This window comes from Streptantibioticus ferralitis (assembly GCF_029223525.1).
Classification (GTDB): domain Bacteria; phylum Actinomycetota; class Actinomycetes; order Streptomycetales; family Streptomycetaceae; genus Streptantibioticus_A; species Streptantibioticus_A ferralitis.
In genome coordinates this window covers 184,147-200,600 of record NZ_JARHTQ010000008.1, presented here as the reverse complement: position 1 = coordinate 200,600, position 16,454 = coordinate 184,147, and the positions used below count along the sequence as shown (strand labels likewise).

12 protein-coding genes are annotated in these 16,454 nt (G+C 70.7%); 10 read left to right on the top strand and 2 right to left on the bottom strand.

Annotation, left to right across the window (positions count from 1 at the left end; translation table 11 throughout):
* The first annotated feature begins 2 nt into the window (after window positions 1-2).
* The 9 genes from trpM (at window position 3) to P2L57_RS15160 (ending at window position 13,376) form a co-directional block, all read left to right on the top strand.
* A complete protein-coding gene (gene trpM, locus P2L57_RS40735; protein ID WP_372515715.1) occupies window positions 3-158 on the top strand; it encodes a tryptophan biosynthesis modulator TrpM in 156 nt (51 codons plus the stop codon).
* 763 nt (window positions 159-921) lie between these two features.
* Complete coding sequence (gene trpB, locus P2L57_RS15195; protein ID WP_275814289.1) at window positions 922-2,166, top strand: tryptophan synthase subunit beta; 1,245 nt, start codon at window positions 922-924, stop codon at window positions 2,164-2,166.
* Window positions 2,163-2,975: a tryptophan synthase subunit alpha gene (trpA, locus tag P2L57_RS15190; protein WP_275814286.1), complete on the top strand. Its 813-nt coding sequence runs from the start codon at window positions 2,163-2,165 to the stop codon at window positions 2,973-2,975. Before trpB ends, trpA begins: the two co-directional genes overlap by 4 nt.
* A gap of 79 nt (window positions 2,976-3,054) precedes the next feature.
* A complete protein-coding gene (locus P2L57_RS15185; RefSeq protein WP_275814283.1) occupies window positions 3,055-3,840 on the top strand; it encodes a DsbA family protein in 786 nt (261 codons plus the stop codon).
* 74 nt (window positions 3,841-3,914) lie between these two features.
* Window positions 3,915-4,946 (top strand): prolipoprotein diacylglyceryl transferase, encoded by a 1,032-nt coding sequence (gene lgt, locus P2L57_RS15180; protein WP_275814280.1) that lies wholly within the window; start codon window positions 3,915-3,917, stop codon window positions 4,944-4,946.
* A 228-nt stretch (window positions 4,947-5,174) separates the two neighbouring features.
* Entirely contained in the window at window positions 5,175-5,909 is a 735-nt protein-coding gene (locus P2L57_RS15175; RefSeq protein ID WP_275814277.1) for a VIT1/CCC1 transporter family protein, read from the top strand.
* Window positions 5,910-6,218: 309 nt separating this feature from the next.
* Window positions 6,219-10,793: a glutamate synthase large subunit gene (gene gltB, locus P2L57_RS15170; RefSeq protein WP_275814275.1), complete on the top strand. Its 4,575-nt coding sequence runs from the start codon at window positions 6,219-6,221 to the stop codon at window positions 10,791-10,793.
* On the top strand, window positions 10,786-12,264 hold the full coding sequence (locus P2L57_RS15165; RefSeq protein ID WP_275814272.1) for a glutamate synthase subunit beta: 1,479 nt from the start codon (window positions 10,786-10,788) through the stop codon (window positions 12,262-12,264). Before gltB ends, P2L57_RS15165 begins: the two co-directional genes overlap by 8 nt.
* A gap of 152 nt (window positions 12,265-12,416) precedes the next feature.
* Complete coding sequence (locus tag P2L57_RS15160; protein WP_275814269.1) at window positions 12,417-13,376, top strand: alpha/beta fold hydrolase; 960 nt, start codon at window positions 12,417-12,419, stop codon at window positions 13,374-13,376.
* 30 nt (window positions 13,377-13,406) lie between these two features.
* On the opposite strand, the gene P2L57_RS15155 is transcribed toward P2L57_RS15160, so the two are convergent.
* A complete protein-coding gene (locus P2L57_RS15155) occupies window positions 13,407-14,360 on the bottom strand; it encodes an RING finger protein (RefSeq protein WP_275814266.1) in 954 nt (317 codons plus the stop codon).
* A 110-nt stretch (window positions 14,361-14,470) separates the two neighbouring features.
* Between P2L57_RS15155 and P2L57_RS15150 the strand changes: the two genes are divergently transcribed.
* A complete protein-coding gene (locus P2L57_RS15150; protein WP_275814263.1) occupies window positions 14,471-15,205 on the top strand; it encodes an MBL fold metallo-hydrolase in 735 nt (244 codons plus the stop codon).
* Here P2L57_RS15150 and P2L57_RS15145 read toward each other — a convergent pair.
* Window positions 15,158-16,237, bottom strand: a complete 1,080-nt coding sequence (locus P2L57_RS15145; protein ID WP_275814260.1) for a serpin family protein — start codon at window positions 16,235-16,237, stop codon at window positions 15,158-15,160. The genes P2L57_RS15150 and P2L57_RS15145 overlap by 48 nt on opposite strands.
* Window positions 16,238-16,454: the final 217 nt, after the last annotated feature.

Below are 16,454 nucleotides of genomic sequence, written 5' to 3'. Positions count from 1 at the left end.
CCATGGCCGTCTGCGTCCGTCTGGCTCGCGGCTGCCGTCCGCGCGGCTGCCGGGCACCCGCACGGCGGGTGCTCGGGCGGCGCGTGCGGTATGTCATCGGCTGCGAGCCGGGCCAGGTGAACGGCATGCGATGGCGCCGTCGCTCCGCGACGGCTTGAACACGTTCCGGGGTACGGCCCCGGTTCCGTCCGGCTGATCTTCGCGGGTTGCGGTTGGTTCGGCATCGCCGGGCCACGTGTAGTGGTTGCATGCCGTAGCGGTGAAGATCTTTCCGTCGCGGCGGCGAAAGGATGCCTCTGTCACTGCGGTGGGTTCGGTCCCGCCGGACTCCGCGGTGGTGGTTGCTCACCGTTGCGGCGGAATGGAATTCGCCTTCGGCGGCGAGCGACCACGTGGTCGGTGGGTTTCCGCTACCGCGGTGCGTGCCCGACGGCGTCAGCGGTTTTCCGTCGCTGCGGTGGGTAACCGACGGCGTCGGTGGGTTTTCGCCGCCGCGGTGCGTGACCGACGGCGTCAGCGGTTTCCGCCCTGCGGTGCGTGACCGACGGCGTCAGCGGTTTTCCGTCGCTGCGGCGGGTAACCGACGGCGTCGGTGGGTTTTCGCCGCCGCGGTGCGTAACCCACGGCCTCAGTGGTTTCCGCCGCCGGGGCGCGCAGTCGCGATGTCAGTCGGATTCCGCCACACGGCTCGCAACTGTGACGTTGATCAGTTCCCGCCGCGACGGCGAGCAACCACCACAGTGTGGCCCGGCGGTGCCGAACCCACCGCAACCCCGCCGAACCGCCGAACCGCTGTACCGCCATCCCGCAGGGAGCCCGCAGGGACCCCGCAAGCCCTAAAGTCGCACTCACCGGGTAAACCACCGCATTCGCCGCAGATCACGGAGTACGGGGCGCCAGCCCCGTCGAGGAGTACACCGAATGTCCACCGACTTCTTCATCCCGGACCCGGAGGGTCAAGTCCCCAACGCCGAGGGCTACTTCGGCGCGTTCGGCGGGAAGTTCATCCCCGAGGCGCTGGTCGCCGCGGTCGACGAGGTCGCCGCCGAGTACGAGAAGGCCAAGGGCGACCCGGCCTTCGCAGCGGAACTGAACGACCTGCTGGTCCACTACACCGGACGCCCCAGCCCGCTCACCGAGGTCAAGCGGTTCGCCGAGCACGCGGGCGGCGCGCGGATCTTCCTCAAGCGCGAGGACCTCAACCACACCGGCTCGCACAAGATCAACAACGTGCTGGGCCAGGCGCTGCTCACCAAGCGCATGGGCAAGACCCGGGTGATCGCCGAGACCGGCGCCGGGCAGCACGGCGTCGCCACGGCGACCGCCTGCGCACTGTTCGGCCTCGACTGCACGATCTACATGGGCGAGGTGGACACCCAGCGCCAGGCGCTCAACGTCGCCCGGATGCGGATGCTCGGCGCCGAGGTCATCGCCGTGAAGTCGGGCAGCCGTACCCTCAAGGACGCCATCAACGAGGCGTTCCGCGACTGGGTCGCCAACGTCGACTCCACGCACTACCTGTTCGGCACGGTCGCCGGACCGCACCCCTTCCCGGCCTTGGTGCGCGACTTCCACCGGGTCATCGGGGTGGAGGCGCGGCGGCAGATCCTGGAGCGCGCCGGACGGCTGCCGGACGCCATCTGCGCCTGCGTCGGCGGGGGCTCCAACGCGATCGGCATCTTCCACGCCTTCCTGCCCGACGAGGACGTACGGCTGGTCGGTCTGGAGGCGGCCGGACACGGCGTCGAGTCCGGTGAGCACGCGGCGACGCTGACCGCGGGAGAGCCCGGCATCCTGCACGGCTCGCGCTCCTACGTACTGCAGGACGAGGACGGCCAGATCACCGAGCCCTACTCGATCTCCGCCGGGCTCGACTACCCCGGCATCGGCCCCGAGCACTCGTACCTGAAGGACGTCGGCCGCGCCGAGTACCGCCCGGTCACCGATGACGAGGCGATGCGGGCACTGCGGCTGCTCTCCCGCACCGAGGGCATCATCCCGGCCATCGAGAGCGCGCACGCGCTCGCGGGCGCCCTGGACCTCGGCCGTGAACTCGGCCCCGACGGACTGCTGTTGGTCAACCTCTCCGGCCGCGGCGACAAGGACATGGACACCGCCGCCCGCTACTTCGGGCTGTACGACGCACCTGAGGGGGACGCCAAGTGAGCGGGAACATCCAGCTGTTGAACGAGGCGCTGGCCACCGCCAAGGCCGAGAACCGCGCCGCGCTGGTCGGCTACCTCCCGGCGGGCTTCCCGTCCGTGGACGAGGGCACCGCCGCCGCGATCGCCATGGTCGAAGGCGGTTGCGACATCGTCGAGATCGGGCTGCCGCACAGCGATCCGGTGCTCGACGGGCCGGTGATCCAGACCGCCGACGACATCGCGCTGCGCGGCGGCGTCAAGATCGTCGACGTGGTCCGCACGGTCGGCGAGGTGCACGCGGCGACCGGTGCGCCGGTGCTGTGCATGACCTACTGGAACCCCGTCGACCGCCATGGCGCGGAGCGGTTCGCCGAGGAACTGGCCGACGCCGGGGGAGCGGGCTGCATCCTGCCCGACCTGCCGGTGGAGGAGTCCGCGGGGTGGCGTGCGGCGGCCGAGCGGCACGGTCTGGCCACCGTGTTCGTCGTCGCGCCCAGCAGCCGGGACGAGCGCCTCGCGAAGATCACGGCCGCGGGTTCCGGCTTCGTCTACGCGGCCTCGCTGATGGGCGTCACCGGCACCCGCGCCTCGGTCGGTGCGCAGGCCGCCGACCTGGTGCGCCGCACTCGCGCCAGCACCGACCTGCCGGTCTGCGTCGGCCTCGGAGTCTCCAACGCCGAGCAGGCAGCCGAGGTGGCCGGATTCGCCGACGGCGTGATCGTCGGCTCGGCCTTCGTCAAGCGCCTGCTGGACGCACCCGACACGCAGTCCGGTATCGCCGCGGTCCGCGGCCTGGCCGGGGAACTGGCGACCGGCGTGCGTAAGCGCTGAGCCGCGGACGGTGATCCGTTCGGGGGAATTGACCGCCGGGGACGCGCGATGACGCGTCCCCGGCGCGTTAGGCAGGGGCGTGAGTGACAAGAACAGCGAGGGAAAGCGCAGCGCCCGTGAGCGGCTGCAGGCGGAACGCGAACGGGAGAAGGCCCGGGGCAAGCGCAAGAGAGCCCTGGTGGTGGCGGGCGGGATCATCGCCGTACTGGCGATCGCCGCGGCCGTCGGAATCGTGGTCTCCAACACCAAGAGCGGCACCAGCGGCACGGTGACCCCGCCCAAGGGCGCCGTCGGCAAGAACAGTCTCGCCATTCCGGTCGGCAGGAACGGTGCGCCCTCGACGCTCACGGTGTACGAGGACTTCCGCTGCCCGGCCTGCGACGCCTTCGAGAAGAGTTTCCGCGACACCGTGCACGGCCTGATGGACAGCGGCCAGCTCAAGGGCGAGTACCACCTGGTCCGGCTGATCGACGGGAACACCGGCGGCACCGGCTCACTGAACGCGGCCAACGCGGCGGCGTGCGCCCAGGACGCGGGCAAGTTCCGCGAGTACCACGACGTGCTGTACGACAACCAGCCCGACGAGCGGGAGGACAAGTTCGCCGACAAGAACTACCTGCTGCAGCTCGCCGACAAGGTGCCGGGCCTGAAGACGCCGGCCTTCACCTCCTGTGTGCACGACGGCACGTACAACGGGTGGGTCGACAAGTCCAACGCCGACTTCAACAGCTCCGGCTTCAGCTCGACCCCGACCATCCTGCTCAACGGCAAGAGCATCTTCGGCGAGAACCAGCCCCTCACGCCCGACATCCTCAAGTCCGACGTCGCCGCCGCCAACAAGGGCAAGCCGATCCCCAGCAGCTGACCGGCCCCTGTTACGGACCCGTTGCCGGGCGGATTGCGCCCGCCCCCGTCCGGCACGGTAGCGTCGGGTACGCCATGGACCTCGCATACATTCCCAGCCCGTCGAGGGGCGTCCTCTACCTCGGCCCGATTCCGCTGCGCGGTTACGCGTTCTGCATCATCATCGGCGTCTTCGTCGCCGTATGGCTGGGCGGGAAGCGGTGGGCCGCACGCGGCGGGCAGAAGACCACCATCGCCGACATCGCGGTGTGGGCGGTGCCGTTCGGCCTGCTCGGCGGGCGGCTCTACCACGTCATCACCGACTACGAGCTGTACTTCGGCAAGGGCCGCGACTGGGTGGGCGCCTTCAAGGTCTGGGACGGCGGTCTCGGCATCTGGGGCGCGATCGCGCTGGGCGCGCTCGGCGCGTGGATCGGCTGCCGCCGCCGGGGCATCCCGCTGCCCGCGTACGCGGACGCGGTGGCCCCCGGCATCGCCTTCGCCCAGGCCATCGGCCGCTGGGGCAACTGGTTCAACCAGGAGCTGTACGGCGGCCCGACCAAGCTGCCGTGGGCGCTGAAGATCGATCCGGCGCACCGCCCGGCGGCCACCCCGGACATCGGCCTGTACCACCCGACGTTCCTGTACGAGTCGCTGTGGTGCGTCGGCGTGGCGCTGCTGGTGATGTGGGCCGACCGCAGATTCCGCCTCGGCCACGGCCGGGCCTTCGCGGTGTACGTGGCCGCGTACACGGTGGGCCGGTTCTGGATCGAGCACATGCGGGTCGACTACGCCCACCACATCCTGGGCATGCGGCTCAACGACTGGACGGCGATCATCGTCTTCCTGGCAGCGGTGCTCTACATCGTGATCTCGGTGCGCCTGCGGCCCGGCCGTGAGGCGGTCGTGGAACCGGGCGCCGCCGGCCCCGACGGCGGACCGGAAGCGACGGACGCGCCCGCCGACCAGAAGGCCGACCAGAAGGCGGACCCGGACGCCGGAGCCGGGACGCAGGCCGGCGACGCGCCGACCATCGGCGCGTCCGGCGAGCCGGACGAGGCGCCCGCCCAGGACGCCCGCACGGCGGGCGAGGCGCGGCCCGCGGACCGGGCGCCCAAGAAGGCCTGAGGCCCCCGACAGGGCCCGACGCGTACCACGGGAAGGCCGCCGGATCTGACGGATCCGGCGGCCTTCCCGCGTACCCGGACCGTGGCGAGGGAACCGCCCCCGCGGGGGTACGCACCCGCTTTGGCCAGGCTTTCCTTGCTGGCAGCGGTCACAGAATCGTGCGTATCTTCGATGCGTTGGGGAGGGGACCGGGCGGTCCGCACCTGGCCCGGAAGGGAGACCGAGCAGATGTCCACCGTCATCGAGAACGAGGCCGAGCGCTTCGACTACCACGTACCGCACCACAGCCACCGGGATGTCAACGGCGGCTGGCTGCGCCCGGCCGTCTTCGGAGCGATGGATGGACTGGTGTCCAACTTCGCGCTGATGACCGGTGTCGCGGGCGGCCATGTCTCCAACAAGACCATCGTGATCGCCGGTCTTGTCGGGCTCGCGGCCGGTGCGTTCTCCATGGCCGCGGGTGAGTACACCTCGGTCGCCTCGCAGCGTGAGCTGGTGCAGGCCGAGCTGGAGCTGGAGCGGCTCGAACTGCGGCGCAACCCGAAGGACGAGCTGTACGAGCTGGCCAAGCTCTACGAATCCCGTGGTGTGCAGCCGGAGCTGGCGTTGGAGGTCGCACGGCAGCTGTCGGCCGACCCCGAGCAGGCGCTGGAGATACACGCCCGCGAGGAACTGGGCATCGACCCTTCCGACCTGCCGTCGCCGGTGGTCGCCGCCGTCTCGTCATTCGGATCGTTCGCGGCCGGTGCGCTGCTGCCCGTACTGCCGTACCTGCTGGGTGCGAGCGCGCTGTGGCCCGCGCTGGTGCTGGCGCTGCTGGGGTTGTTCGCCTGCGGCGCGGTGGTGGCCCGGGTGACGGCCCGGTCGTGGTGGTTCAGCGGGCTGCGGCAGCTGGTCCTGGGCGGCGCGGCGGCCGGGGTCACCTTCGTTCTGGGCTCGCTGTTCGGTACCGCGGTCGGTTAGCCTGGTCAGCCGGGCAGTGACGCAGGCCACAAGCTGCCGACAGCCCGTTGCGTTACTCGCTCGTTTCGGCGCGCTTGCGGCAGGGCATGAGGTACACGCGCACCGGGGCAGTGTCGCCCACCAAGCGCCGGGCGACCGCCGCGTACGCCCGTATCTCGCAGCCTTGCGTCCACATGTTGGAAGCCGATATCCACTGTTCGGGATCCGGCCCATCATGTAACCTGCACGAAATCGCAGAGGGCCAGCGTCGTCCCTGTTGCGCCGTGACATCACTCCGGCAATACACATGCCACGACGACGGGAGAGCCGATGCGTTCCGCGTCCACGCACTCCGAGCCCGGCACCCGCTGGGCCCACATGGACGGGCGTCCCGCCCCGCAGGGGATGTACGACCCCCGCAACGAGCACGACGCGTGCGGCGTCGGCTTCGTGGCCACCCTCACCGGCGAGGCGGACCACGCGCTCGTGGAACAGGCGCTGACCGTCCTGCGCAATCTGGAGCACCGCGGAGCCACCGGCTCGGAACCCGATTCAGGCGACGGCGCCGGAATCCTTGTCCAGATCCCGGACAGCTTCCTGCGGGAGGCCGTCTCCTTCGACCTGCCCACGGCCGGTTCCTACGCCGTCGGCATCGGCTTCCTGCCGGTCGAGGACGAGGCCCGCGCCAAGGCGGTGGACTCGATCGAGCGGATCGCCGCCGAGGAGGGCCTGGAGCTCCTCGGCTGGCGCGAGGTGCCGGTCGCCCCCGAACTGCTGGGCGCCTCGGCCCGCACCACCATGCCGTACTTCTCGCAGCTGTTCGTCGCGGACGCCACCGGAGGGCGGCAGGGACTCGACCTGGACCGGCTCGCCTTCGCGCTGCGCAAGCGCGCCGAGCGCGAGGTGAACGTCTACTTCCCGTCGCTGTCCGCGCGCACCATCGTCTACAAGGGCATGCTGACCACCGGGCAGCTGGAGCCGTTCTTCCCCGACCTGTCCGACCGCCGGTTCGCCACCGCGATCGCCCTGGTCCACTCCCGCTTCTCCACCAACACCTTCCCCAGCTGGCCGCTCGCCCACCCGTACCGGTTCGTCGCGCACAACGGTGAGATCAACACCGTCAAGGGCAACCGCAACTGGATGCGCGCCCGCGAGTCGCAGCTGGCCAGCGACCTGATCAAGGGCGACCTGGAGCGGATCTTCCCGGTCTGCACCCCGGACGCCTCGGACTCCGCCACCTTCGACGAGGTCCTCGAACTGCTGCACCTCGGCGGCCGGTCACTGCCGCACAGCGTGCTGATGATGATCCCGGAGGCGTGGGAAAACCACGACTCGATGGACCCGGCCCGGCGAGCCTTCTACCAGTACCACTCCACGATGATGGAGCCCTGGGACGGCCCGGCCTGCGTCACCTTCACCGACGGCACCCTGGTCGGCGCGGTGCTGGACCGCAACGGTCTGCGCCCCGGCCGCTACTGGGTCACCGACGACGGCCTGGTGGTGCTGTCCTCCGAGGTCGGCGTGCTCGACATCGCTCCCGACAAGGTGGTCCGCAAGGGCCGGCTGCAGCCGGGCCGGATGTTCCTGGTCGACACCGTCGAGCACCGCATCATCGAGGACGACGAGATCAAGGCACAGCTCGCCGCCGAGAAGCCCTACGCCGAATGGCTCGAGGCCGGGCTGATCCACCTCAAGGACCTGCCGGAGCGCGAGCACATCGTGCACACCCACGCCTCGGTCACCCGCCGCCAGCAGACCTTCGGCTACACCGAGGAGGAGCTGCGGGTCATCCTCGCGCCGATGGCCAAGGCCGGCGCCGAGCCGATCGGCTCGATGGGCACCGACTCGCCGATCGCCGCGCTCTCCGAGCGGCCGCGGCTGCTGTTCGACTACTTCACCCAGCTGTTCGCGCAGGTCACCAACCCGCCGCTGGACGCCATCCGCGAGGAGCTGGTCACCTCGCTGATCTCCGCGGTCGGCCCGCAGGGCAACCTGCTGGAGCCCACGCCCGCGACCTGCCGCAACGTCACCCTGCCGTTCCCGGTGATCGACAACGACGAGCTGGCCAAGCTCATCCACATCAACGCCGACGGCGACATGCCCGGCCTGAAGGCCGCCACGCTCTCCGGCCTGTACCGGCTCGCGGGCGGCGGCGAGGCGCTCGCCGCACGGCTCGCCGAGATCTGCGCCGAGGCCGACGCCGCCATCGCGGACGGCGCCCGGCTGATCGTGCTCTCCGACCGGCACTCCGACGCCGAGCACGCGCCGATCCCGTCGCTGCTGCTGACCTCCGCGGTCCACCACCACCTGATCCGCACCAAGACCCGCACCCACGTGGGCCTGCTGGTCGAGGCCGGTGACGTGCGCGAGGTGCACCATGTCGCGCTGCTCGTCGGCTACGGCGCGGCGGCCGTCAACCCGTACCTGGCCATGGAGTCCGTTGAGGACCTGGTGCGTGCAGGGACGTTCCTGCAGGGCATCGAGCCCGAGGACGCGATCAAGAACCTGATCAAGGCGCTGGGCAAGGGCGTACTGAAGGTGATGTCCAAGATGGGCATCTCCACCGTCGCCTCCTACCGCGGCGCCCAGGTCTTCGAGGCCGTCGGCCTGGACGAGGCCTTCGTGGAGACCTACTTCCACGGCACCACCACGAAGATCGGCGGCGCCGGACTCGATGTCATCGCCAAGGAGGTCGCCGCCCGGCACGCCAAGGCGTACCCGGCCTCCGGCATCACCGCCGCCCACCGCCGACTGGAGATCGGCGGCGAGTACCAGTGGCGCCGCGAGGGCGAACCGCACCTGTTCGACCCGGAGACCGTCTTCCGGCTCCAGCACGCCACCCGCTCTCGCCGCTACGACATCTTCAAGAAGTACACCGAGCGGGTCAACGAGCAGTCCGAGCGGCTGATGACGCTGCGCGGCCTGTTCAACCTCAAGACGGGCGACCGGCCCTCGATCCCGCTCGACGAGGTCGAGCCGGTCTCCGAGATCGTCAAGCGGTTCTCCACCGGCGCCATGTCGTACGGGTCGATCAGCCGCGAGGCACACGAGACCCTCGCCATCGCCATGAACCAGCTGGGCGGCAAGTCCAACACCGGCGAGGGCGGCGAGGACCCGGAGCGCCTGCACGACCCGGCCCGGCGCTCGGCGATCAAGCAGGTCGCCTCCGGCCGCTTCGGCGTCACCTCCGAGTACCTGGTCAACGCCGACGACATCCAGATCAAGATGGCCCAGGGCGCCAAGCCCGGCGAGGGCGGCCAGCTGCCCGGCCACAAGGTCTACCCGTGGGTCGCCAAGACCCGGCACTCCACCCCCGGCGTCGGCCTGATCTCGCCGCCGCCGCACCACGACATCTACTCCATCGAGGACCTCGCCCAGCTGATCCACGACCTGAAGAACGCCAACCCGGCCGCCCGCATCCACGTGAAGCTGGTCTCCGAGGTCGGCGTCGGCACGGTCGCGGCGGGCGTCTCCAAGGCGCACGCGGACGTCGTGCTGATCTCCGGCCACGACGGCGGAACCGGCGCCTCCCCGCTGACCTCGCTCAAGCACGCGGGCGGCCCCTGGGAGTTGGGCCTCGCCGAGACCCAGCAGACGCTGCTGCTCAACGGATTGCGCGACCGGATCGTGGTGCAGACCGACGGCCAGCTGAAGACCGGCCGGGACGTGGTCATCGCCGCACTCCTCGGCGCCGAGGAGTTCGGCTTCGCCACCGCGCCGCTGGTGGTCTCCGGCTGCGTGATGATGCGGGTGTGCCACCTGGACACCTGCCCGGTCGGCATCGCCACCCAGAACCCGGTGCTGCGCGAACGCTTCAGCGGCAAGGCCGAGTTCGTGGTCAACTTCTTCGAGTTCATCGCGGAAGAGGTCCGTGAGATCCTCGCCGAGCTGGGCTTCCGCTCCGTCGAAGAGGCCGTCGGCCACGCCGAGTTGATCGACAGCACCCGCGCGGTCAACCACTGGAAGGCCCAGGGCCTGGACCTGGCCCCGCTGCTGTACGTGCCCGAGCTGCCGGACGGCGCGGCCCGCCACCAGGTCACCGTCCAGGACCACGGGCTGGAGAAGGCGCTCGACAAGCAGCTGATCAAGCTGGCCGCCGACGCGCTGGAGAGCGGTACGCCGGTGCGCGCCCAGGTCCCCATCCGCAACATCAACCGCACCGTCGGCACCATGCTCGGCCATGAGGTGACCAAGCGGTACGGCGGCACGGGCCTGCCCGACGACACCGTCGACGTCACCTTCAACGGCTCCGCCGGACAGTCGTTCGGCGCGTTCCTGCCCAAGGGCGTCACGCTGCGCCTGGAGGGCGACGCCAACGACTACGTCGGCAAGGGACTGTCCGGCGGCCGGGTCATCGTCCGCCCGGACCGGGGCGCCGACCACCTCGCCGAGTACTCCACCATCGCGGGCAACACCCTCGCCTACGGCGCCACCGGCGGTGAGCTGTTCCTGCGCGGCCGGGTCGGCGAACGGTTCTGCGTCCGCAACTCCGGCGCCACGGTGGTGGCCGAAGGCGTCGGCGACCACGGCTGCGAGTACATGACCGGCGGACGCGCGGTCGTCCTCGGCGAAACCGGACGGAACTTCGCCGCCGGAATGTCCGGCGGCATCGCCTACGTCCTCGACCTGGACCCGTCCAGGGTCAACAACGGAATGGTCGGCGTCGAACCGCTCGACGCCGACGACATCGCGTGGCTGCACGACGTGGTGCGCCGCCACCAGGAGGAAACCGGCTCCACCGTCGCCGAGGCGCTGCTCGCCGACTGGGGCACCACACTCACCCGCTTCGGCAAGGTCATGCCGAGGGACTACAAGGCAGTGCTCGCCGCCAAGGTTGCCGCCGAGCAAGCGGGACTCTCCGAGTCCGAGACCACGGCGAAGATGATGGAGGCGGCTCATGGCTGACCCGAAGGGCTTTCTGACCACCGGCCGCGAGGTCGCCACCTCCCGCCCGGTCGAGGACCGGGTCAAGGACTGGAACGAGGTCTACGCGCCCGGCTCCCTGCTGCCGATCATCAGCAAGCAGGCCGGACGCTGCATGGACTGCGGCATCCCGTTCTGCCACAACGGCTGTCCGCTGGGGAACCTCATCCCGGAGTGGAACGACTACGCGTACCGCGGTGACTGGAAGGCCGCCTACGAGCGGCTGCACGCGACCAACAACTTCCCGGAGTTCACCGGTCGGCTGTGCCCCGCGCCGTGCGAGGCCGCCTGCGTGCTGGGCATCAACCAGCCCGCCGTCACCATCAAGAACGTCGAGGTCACCATCGTCGACAAGGCATGGGACAACGGCCTTGTCACCCCGCAGCCGCCGGACCGGCTCTCCGGCAAGACCGTCGCGGTGATCGGCTCGGGACCGGCCGGACTCGCCGCCGCCCAGCAGCTCACCCGCGCCGGGCACACGGTCGCGGTGTACGAGCGCGCCGACCGCATCGGCGGTCTGCTGCGCTACGGCATCCCCGAGTTCAAGATGGAGAAGCGGCACATCAACCGCCGTATCGAGCAGATGCGCGCGGAGGGCACCAAGTTCCGTACCGGGGTGCAGATCGGCGCCGACCTGGACGCCGCCGTGCTGAAGCGGCGGTACGACGCGGTGGTGATCGCGGCCGGTGCCACCACCGCCCGCGACCTGCCGGTGCCGGGGCGCGAGCTGCGCGGCATCTACCAGGCGATGGAGTACCTGCCGCTGGCCAACAAGGTCCAGGAAGGCGACTACGTCAGCTCGCCGGTGTCCGCCGAGGGCAAGCACGTCGTGGTCATCGGTGGCGGCGACACCGGTGCCGACTGCGTCGGCACGGCGCACCGCCAGGGCGCGGCCTCCGTCACCCAGCTGGAGATCATGCCGCGTCCGGCGGACGAGCGCCCGGCCCACCAGCCCTGGCCGACGTTCCCGATGACGTACAAGGTCACCTCCGCGCACGAGGAGGGCGGCGAGCGCGTCTACGCGGTCAACACGGTCAGGTTCGAGGGGTCCGCCCCTGAAGAGGGACAGGACGTCGGGAACGTGCAGTTCCTGCACCTGGTCGAAGTCGAGTTCAAGGACGGCAAGTTCGAGCCGAAGCCCGGCACCGAGCGCAAGATCCCGGCCCAACTGGTCACCCTCGCCATGGGCTTCACCGGCACCGACCAGGAGAACGGCCTGGTGGAGCAGCTCGGCCTGGAACTGGACGCCCGCGGAAACATCGCCCGGGACAAGGAGTTCGCCACCAACGTCGACGGCGTGTTCGTCGCCGGTGACGCGGGCCGCGGCCAGTCACTGATCGTGTGGGCGATCGCCGAGGGCCGCTCGGCCGCCCGCGCCGTCGACCACTACCTGACCGGAGCCAGCTCGCTTCCGGCACCGATCCGCCCGACCGACCGCGCCCTGGCGGTCTGACGGCGGCCACGAGTGAGCCGTACAACGCCGTACGGCTGGCAAGGCGGCGCCCGGCCCCCCAACCCCGACCGGGGGGCCGGGCGCCGCGCCATGTCCGCGCGCAGGCGTAGCCTGAACCTGGTTCACCGGACGGTAGTTGGGGAGGCACCAGGGTGGTAGAGCACCACAGCGTCAACGTGAACGGCATCCGGTTGCACATCGCCGAAGAGGGCGAAGGGCCACTGGTCGTGCTGCTGCACGGATTTCCCGAGTGCTGGTACTCGTGGCGGCACCAGTTCGCGCCGCTGGCCGCCGCCGGATACCGCGTGGTCGCCGTCGACCAGCGCGGCTACGGCCGCAGCGACCACCCGCAGGAGGTCGAGGCGTACACCATCCTGCACCTGGTCGGCGACGTCATCGGCCTGATCCACGCCCTCGGCGAGAAACACGCCGTGGTCATCGGCCACGACTGGGGCGCACCGGTCGCCTGGCACACCGCGCTGCTGCGCCCCGACGTGGTGACCGCCGTCGCGGGCCTGAGCGTCCCACCGCAGCCACGCGGCTCCGTACCGCCGCTGCGGGCCATGCGTGAGCGGTTCGACGGCCAGTTCTACTGGAACTACTTCGAGACCCCCGGCGTCGCCGACGCCGAGCTGGCCGCCGACCCCCGCGCCACGTTCCGCCGCACGCTGTACGGCGCGAGCGGCGACAACCCGCACAACGACCCGCCGGGCCAGCCGCTGGTCCAGCCCGGCGGCGGCTTCCTCGACCGGGTCAAGGCCCCGGAGAAGCTGCCCTCCTGGCTCACCGAGGAGGACATCGACGTCTTCACCGCCGAATACGCCGAAGCGGGCTTCACCGGCGGCCTGAACTGGTACCGCAACCTGGACCGCAACTGGGAACTGACCGCCGCCTGGGCCGACGCCACGATCCAGATCCCCGCGCTCTACATCACCGGCGACCGCGACCTCGTCTACCACTTCCCCGGCATGGACCAGCTGCTGCCCGCGCTGACCACTCTGCACCCCCAGCTCCGCGAGCCCGTCGTCCTGCCGGGCTGCGGCCACTGGACCCAGCAGGAACGCCCGGACGAGGTCAACGCGGCGCTGCTGGAGTTCCTGGACTCGCTGTAAGAAGGCGACCACCGTAAGAAGTCGGGCGGGCTATGTGTCGCACTGCAACTCGGTGCGACACAACCCGCACCGAGCCGTGAACCGCCCCCGCACCGGCACCCGGATCCGCTGGTGGCACGTGGGGCAGGGGAACGACACCCGCAGCGGCGACCCGCTCTCGAACGCGTACCCGCCAGCCCGCACCGACGTCCCGCCGCTCCAGTCCCCCCGCTGCACATAGCGGCGCTCGGCGGCGTACCGCCGACGGCTGGCCCACCCGCACCTCACCAGCGGCGGCTGCCGCAGGTCCGCCTCGGCCTGGGCGAGACCGGCCCGATACGCGTCGCGGGCCTGCGCGCTGGAGAACCACGGCTCGATGTCGTCACCGAAGGCCAGCGCCCGCTTGGCCAGCACGTACCCGAACTCCTCCGGAGTCAGATACCCGAGCTTCGACGCCGACCGCACCAGGCGGTCCCCGCGCACATTGCTCTCCTCCCGGTAGGCGTCCAGCAGCAGCCAGCCCGCACCGAGATAGGTGGTCGCGGTGTCCGTCAGTATCTCGTTGTCCCGGGTCCCGGGAAACCCCAGGCCAAGCCGGTGCAGATAGACGTGCATCACCTCATGCGCCAGACAGGCGCCGATGTCGCGCCGGTCGTCCTTGAACCGCGAGTTCAGCTCGATGAAGTACTCGGGCCCGGCCTCCAGCTCCACGTTCCCGGCGTGCACCATGTCGCGGAACGCCACGATCATCCGCGCGTCCGGCAGCCGCAGATGCTGCACGATGGTCCGGGCGACCTGCTGCGTACCCAGATAGATGTCGGCGTCCGGCGGTATGCGGACCTCGTCCGGCAGTACGCTGCGCGCGAACGTGCTGACGGTGTCGTACGACAACCGCTTGTAGAGCGCGGTCAGCGAGGCCTGGATCGTCTGCAGGTGCGGGAAACCGTGCAGGATCTCCCCGGAAGCCGGTCCTGACCGGTCCGCGGGTCCGGCGTGACGTGTCACGGGCACCTCCCCAAGGACTCTCGCCCCTTACGAGACTACGTGCCGCCGCCGGGTTTCGCCCTTGGCTCAACCATGCCGCGAAACCGCCTCCCCCGGCCTACCGTCGGCTCATGGAGACCGTACAACTCGCCTCTGACATCTGGATGTTCCGATTCGCCATCGGCCAGGCGTACGCCGTACGCACCGCAGACGGCTTCGCCCTGGTGGACTGCGGCGCGGCGGGCGCCGAGCGCGACATCCTCGACGCCCTGCGCGGACTCGGCGGCCGCCCGGAGGAGCTACGGCAGATCGTGCTGACCCACTCGCACAACGATCACGGGGGTTCGGCCGCCGCGCTCGTCGCCGCCACCGGCGCCACGGTCGCGGCGGGAGCCGCCGACGCGCCCGTCATCCGGGGCGACGTGCCGGAGCCGCCGCCGGTGCTGTCGGACTGGGAGCGTCCGCTGTACGACAGCGTCGTCCCGAACCTCCCGCCCATGCCGCGCTGCCGTGTCGACCGCGAGCTGATGGACGGCGACGAACTCGACTGGGGCTATCCGGCCCGCATCCTGCACATCCCCGGCCACACCGCGGGCAGCATTGCCGTCCATCTCCCTGACGCGCGGGCGGTGTTCACCGGTGACACGGTCGCGAACGTGGAACAGCTGATGCTCGGGGTGTTCAACGTCGACCGCGACCAGGCGGCGGCGTCCTTCCGCAGGCTCGCCGACCTTGACGTGGACATCGCCTGCTTCGGCCACGGCGAACCGATCCCGCACGGGGCGGGCGACGCGCTGCGTGCGGTGTCGCTCCAGGGCTCAGACGAAGCGCGGCGCGGTCGCCTGCCAGGCGGTGAACAGCGGTAGCTCACCGGCCGAATCCAGGACCACCAGCCCGAACGGCCGGTCGAACGCGATCTCCTCGATGCGCGGTCGTGAAGTGACCATGCTCGCGAGCCGCATCGTGACCGCCGTGGCCGCGGCCGCCTCGATGCCCTCCTCGGCCACCTTGACCACCGCCTCCTGCACCACCTGGTCGATCTTGAGGCGATCCGGCGAGAGCCGGGAGAAATCGGCGTCGTCCCGGGCCGCGATGTCCAGCCCCAGCGCCGGAAGGTGATCGGTCACCTCCAGCGTTGTACGCAGCGTGAGCCGCGGCAGCAGCACCCGCACCTGAGCGGCGTCGATCCGGCCGCGCACCCCGGACGGCGCCCACGCCGCGGGCAGCACCTCGGTCGCGGTGCGGCCGGGCGAACCGATCACGAACCGTACGACGGCCGGAGTGAACCCCTCTGCCGCGCACCGCAGTTCGACCACCCGGGTCAGACCGCCGGACGACTCCGGCACGGTCCACGCCGCGTGCGCCGTGAACGTCTTGCACATCGTCGGTACCCGGTGTACGGCCCCGGCCGCATCAGTGAACGGACGGTCACGGGTCTCCGCCATGTCGAACGGATCGGCCCAACGGGCCTTCAGCGCCAGCGCGTTGACCAGCAGCAGAAGGGTGCTGGACGGCAGATCCAACGGCAGCCGCTCGATCAGCCCACCGGTGGCCTCACGCACCCAGGCGTCGATCGCGGCCGGGGAAGCGGCGTCCAGCTCCCCGAAACCGACGTCCGGCAGCGCGGCACGGAACTCCTCGTACAGCGGCGAGCGACTCCACACCCCGGTCGCCATGGCCAGGGCGTCGGTCTTCTCCAGACCCCGCACCGTCTCGGCCACCGCGGCGGCCGGATCCGGGCCGGTCTCCAGCAACTCCTCGAACGCGGCGGCCGTCGCACCGCGCGCGCCCACCGAGATGGTGGCCAGAGCGAGCCACAGCCCTGCCGGGGACGCGGCGAAGTCCCCGCCGGGGGTGCTCGCGACGGACTCTAGCCAGCGATGCGTGAGTTGGCGCATACCGTCACCCTACGGCGCCGCGGCATCGTCCATTCGGACGATGCCGCGATGGCCACATGGTCGACGCCGCGTCGCCGCCCGCTGCGTAGCGTCAACGGCATGCGCAGGACCACCGCCCGTTCTTCCGAGCTCCGAGTCAACGGTGCCGTCCTCCTGCTGCTCATGACCTCGGCCGCCCTCGCCGCCTGGGCGCTACTGCACGGCCCCGACGGCTACG

Excerpts from the sequence above, each read along its gene's own strand:
- trpM (WP_372515715.1), top strand. The coding sequence starts at position 3 with ATGGCCGTCTGCGTCCGTCTGGCTCGCGGCTGCCGTCCGCGCGGCTGC.
- trpB (WP_275814289.1), top strand. The coding sequence starts at position 922 with ATGTCCACCGACTTCTTCATCCCGGACCCGGAGGGTCAAGTCCCCAAC.
- lgt (WP_275814280.1), top strand. The coding sequence starts at position 3,915 with ATGGACCTCGCATACATTCCCAGCCCGTCGAGGGGCGTCCTCTACCTC.
- P2L57_RS15175 (WP_275814277.1), top strand. The coding sequence starts at position 5,175 with ATGTCCACCGTCATCGAGAACGAGGCCGAGCGCTTCGACTACCACGTA.
- gltB (WP_275814275.1), top strand. The coding sequence starts at position 6,219 with ATGCGTTCCGCGTCCACGCACTCCGAGCCCGGCACCCGCTGGGCCCAC.
- P2L57_RS15165 (WP_275814272.1), top strand. The coding sequence starts at position 10,786 with ATGGCTGACCCGAAGGGCTTTCTGACCACCGGCCGCGAGGTCGCCACC.
- P2L57_RS15150 (WP_275814263.1), top strand. The coding sequence starts at position 14,471 with ATGGAGACCGTACAACTCGCCTCTGACATCTGGATGTTCCGATTCGCC.
- P2L57_RS15145 (WP_275814260.1), bottom strand. The coding sequence starts at position 16,237 with ATGCGCCAACTCACGCATCGCTGGCTAGAGTCCGTCGCGAGCACCCCC.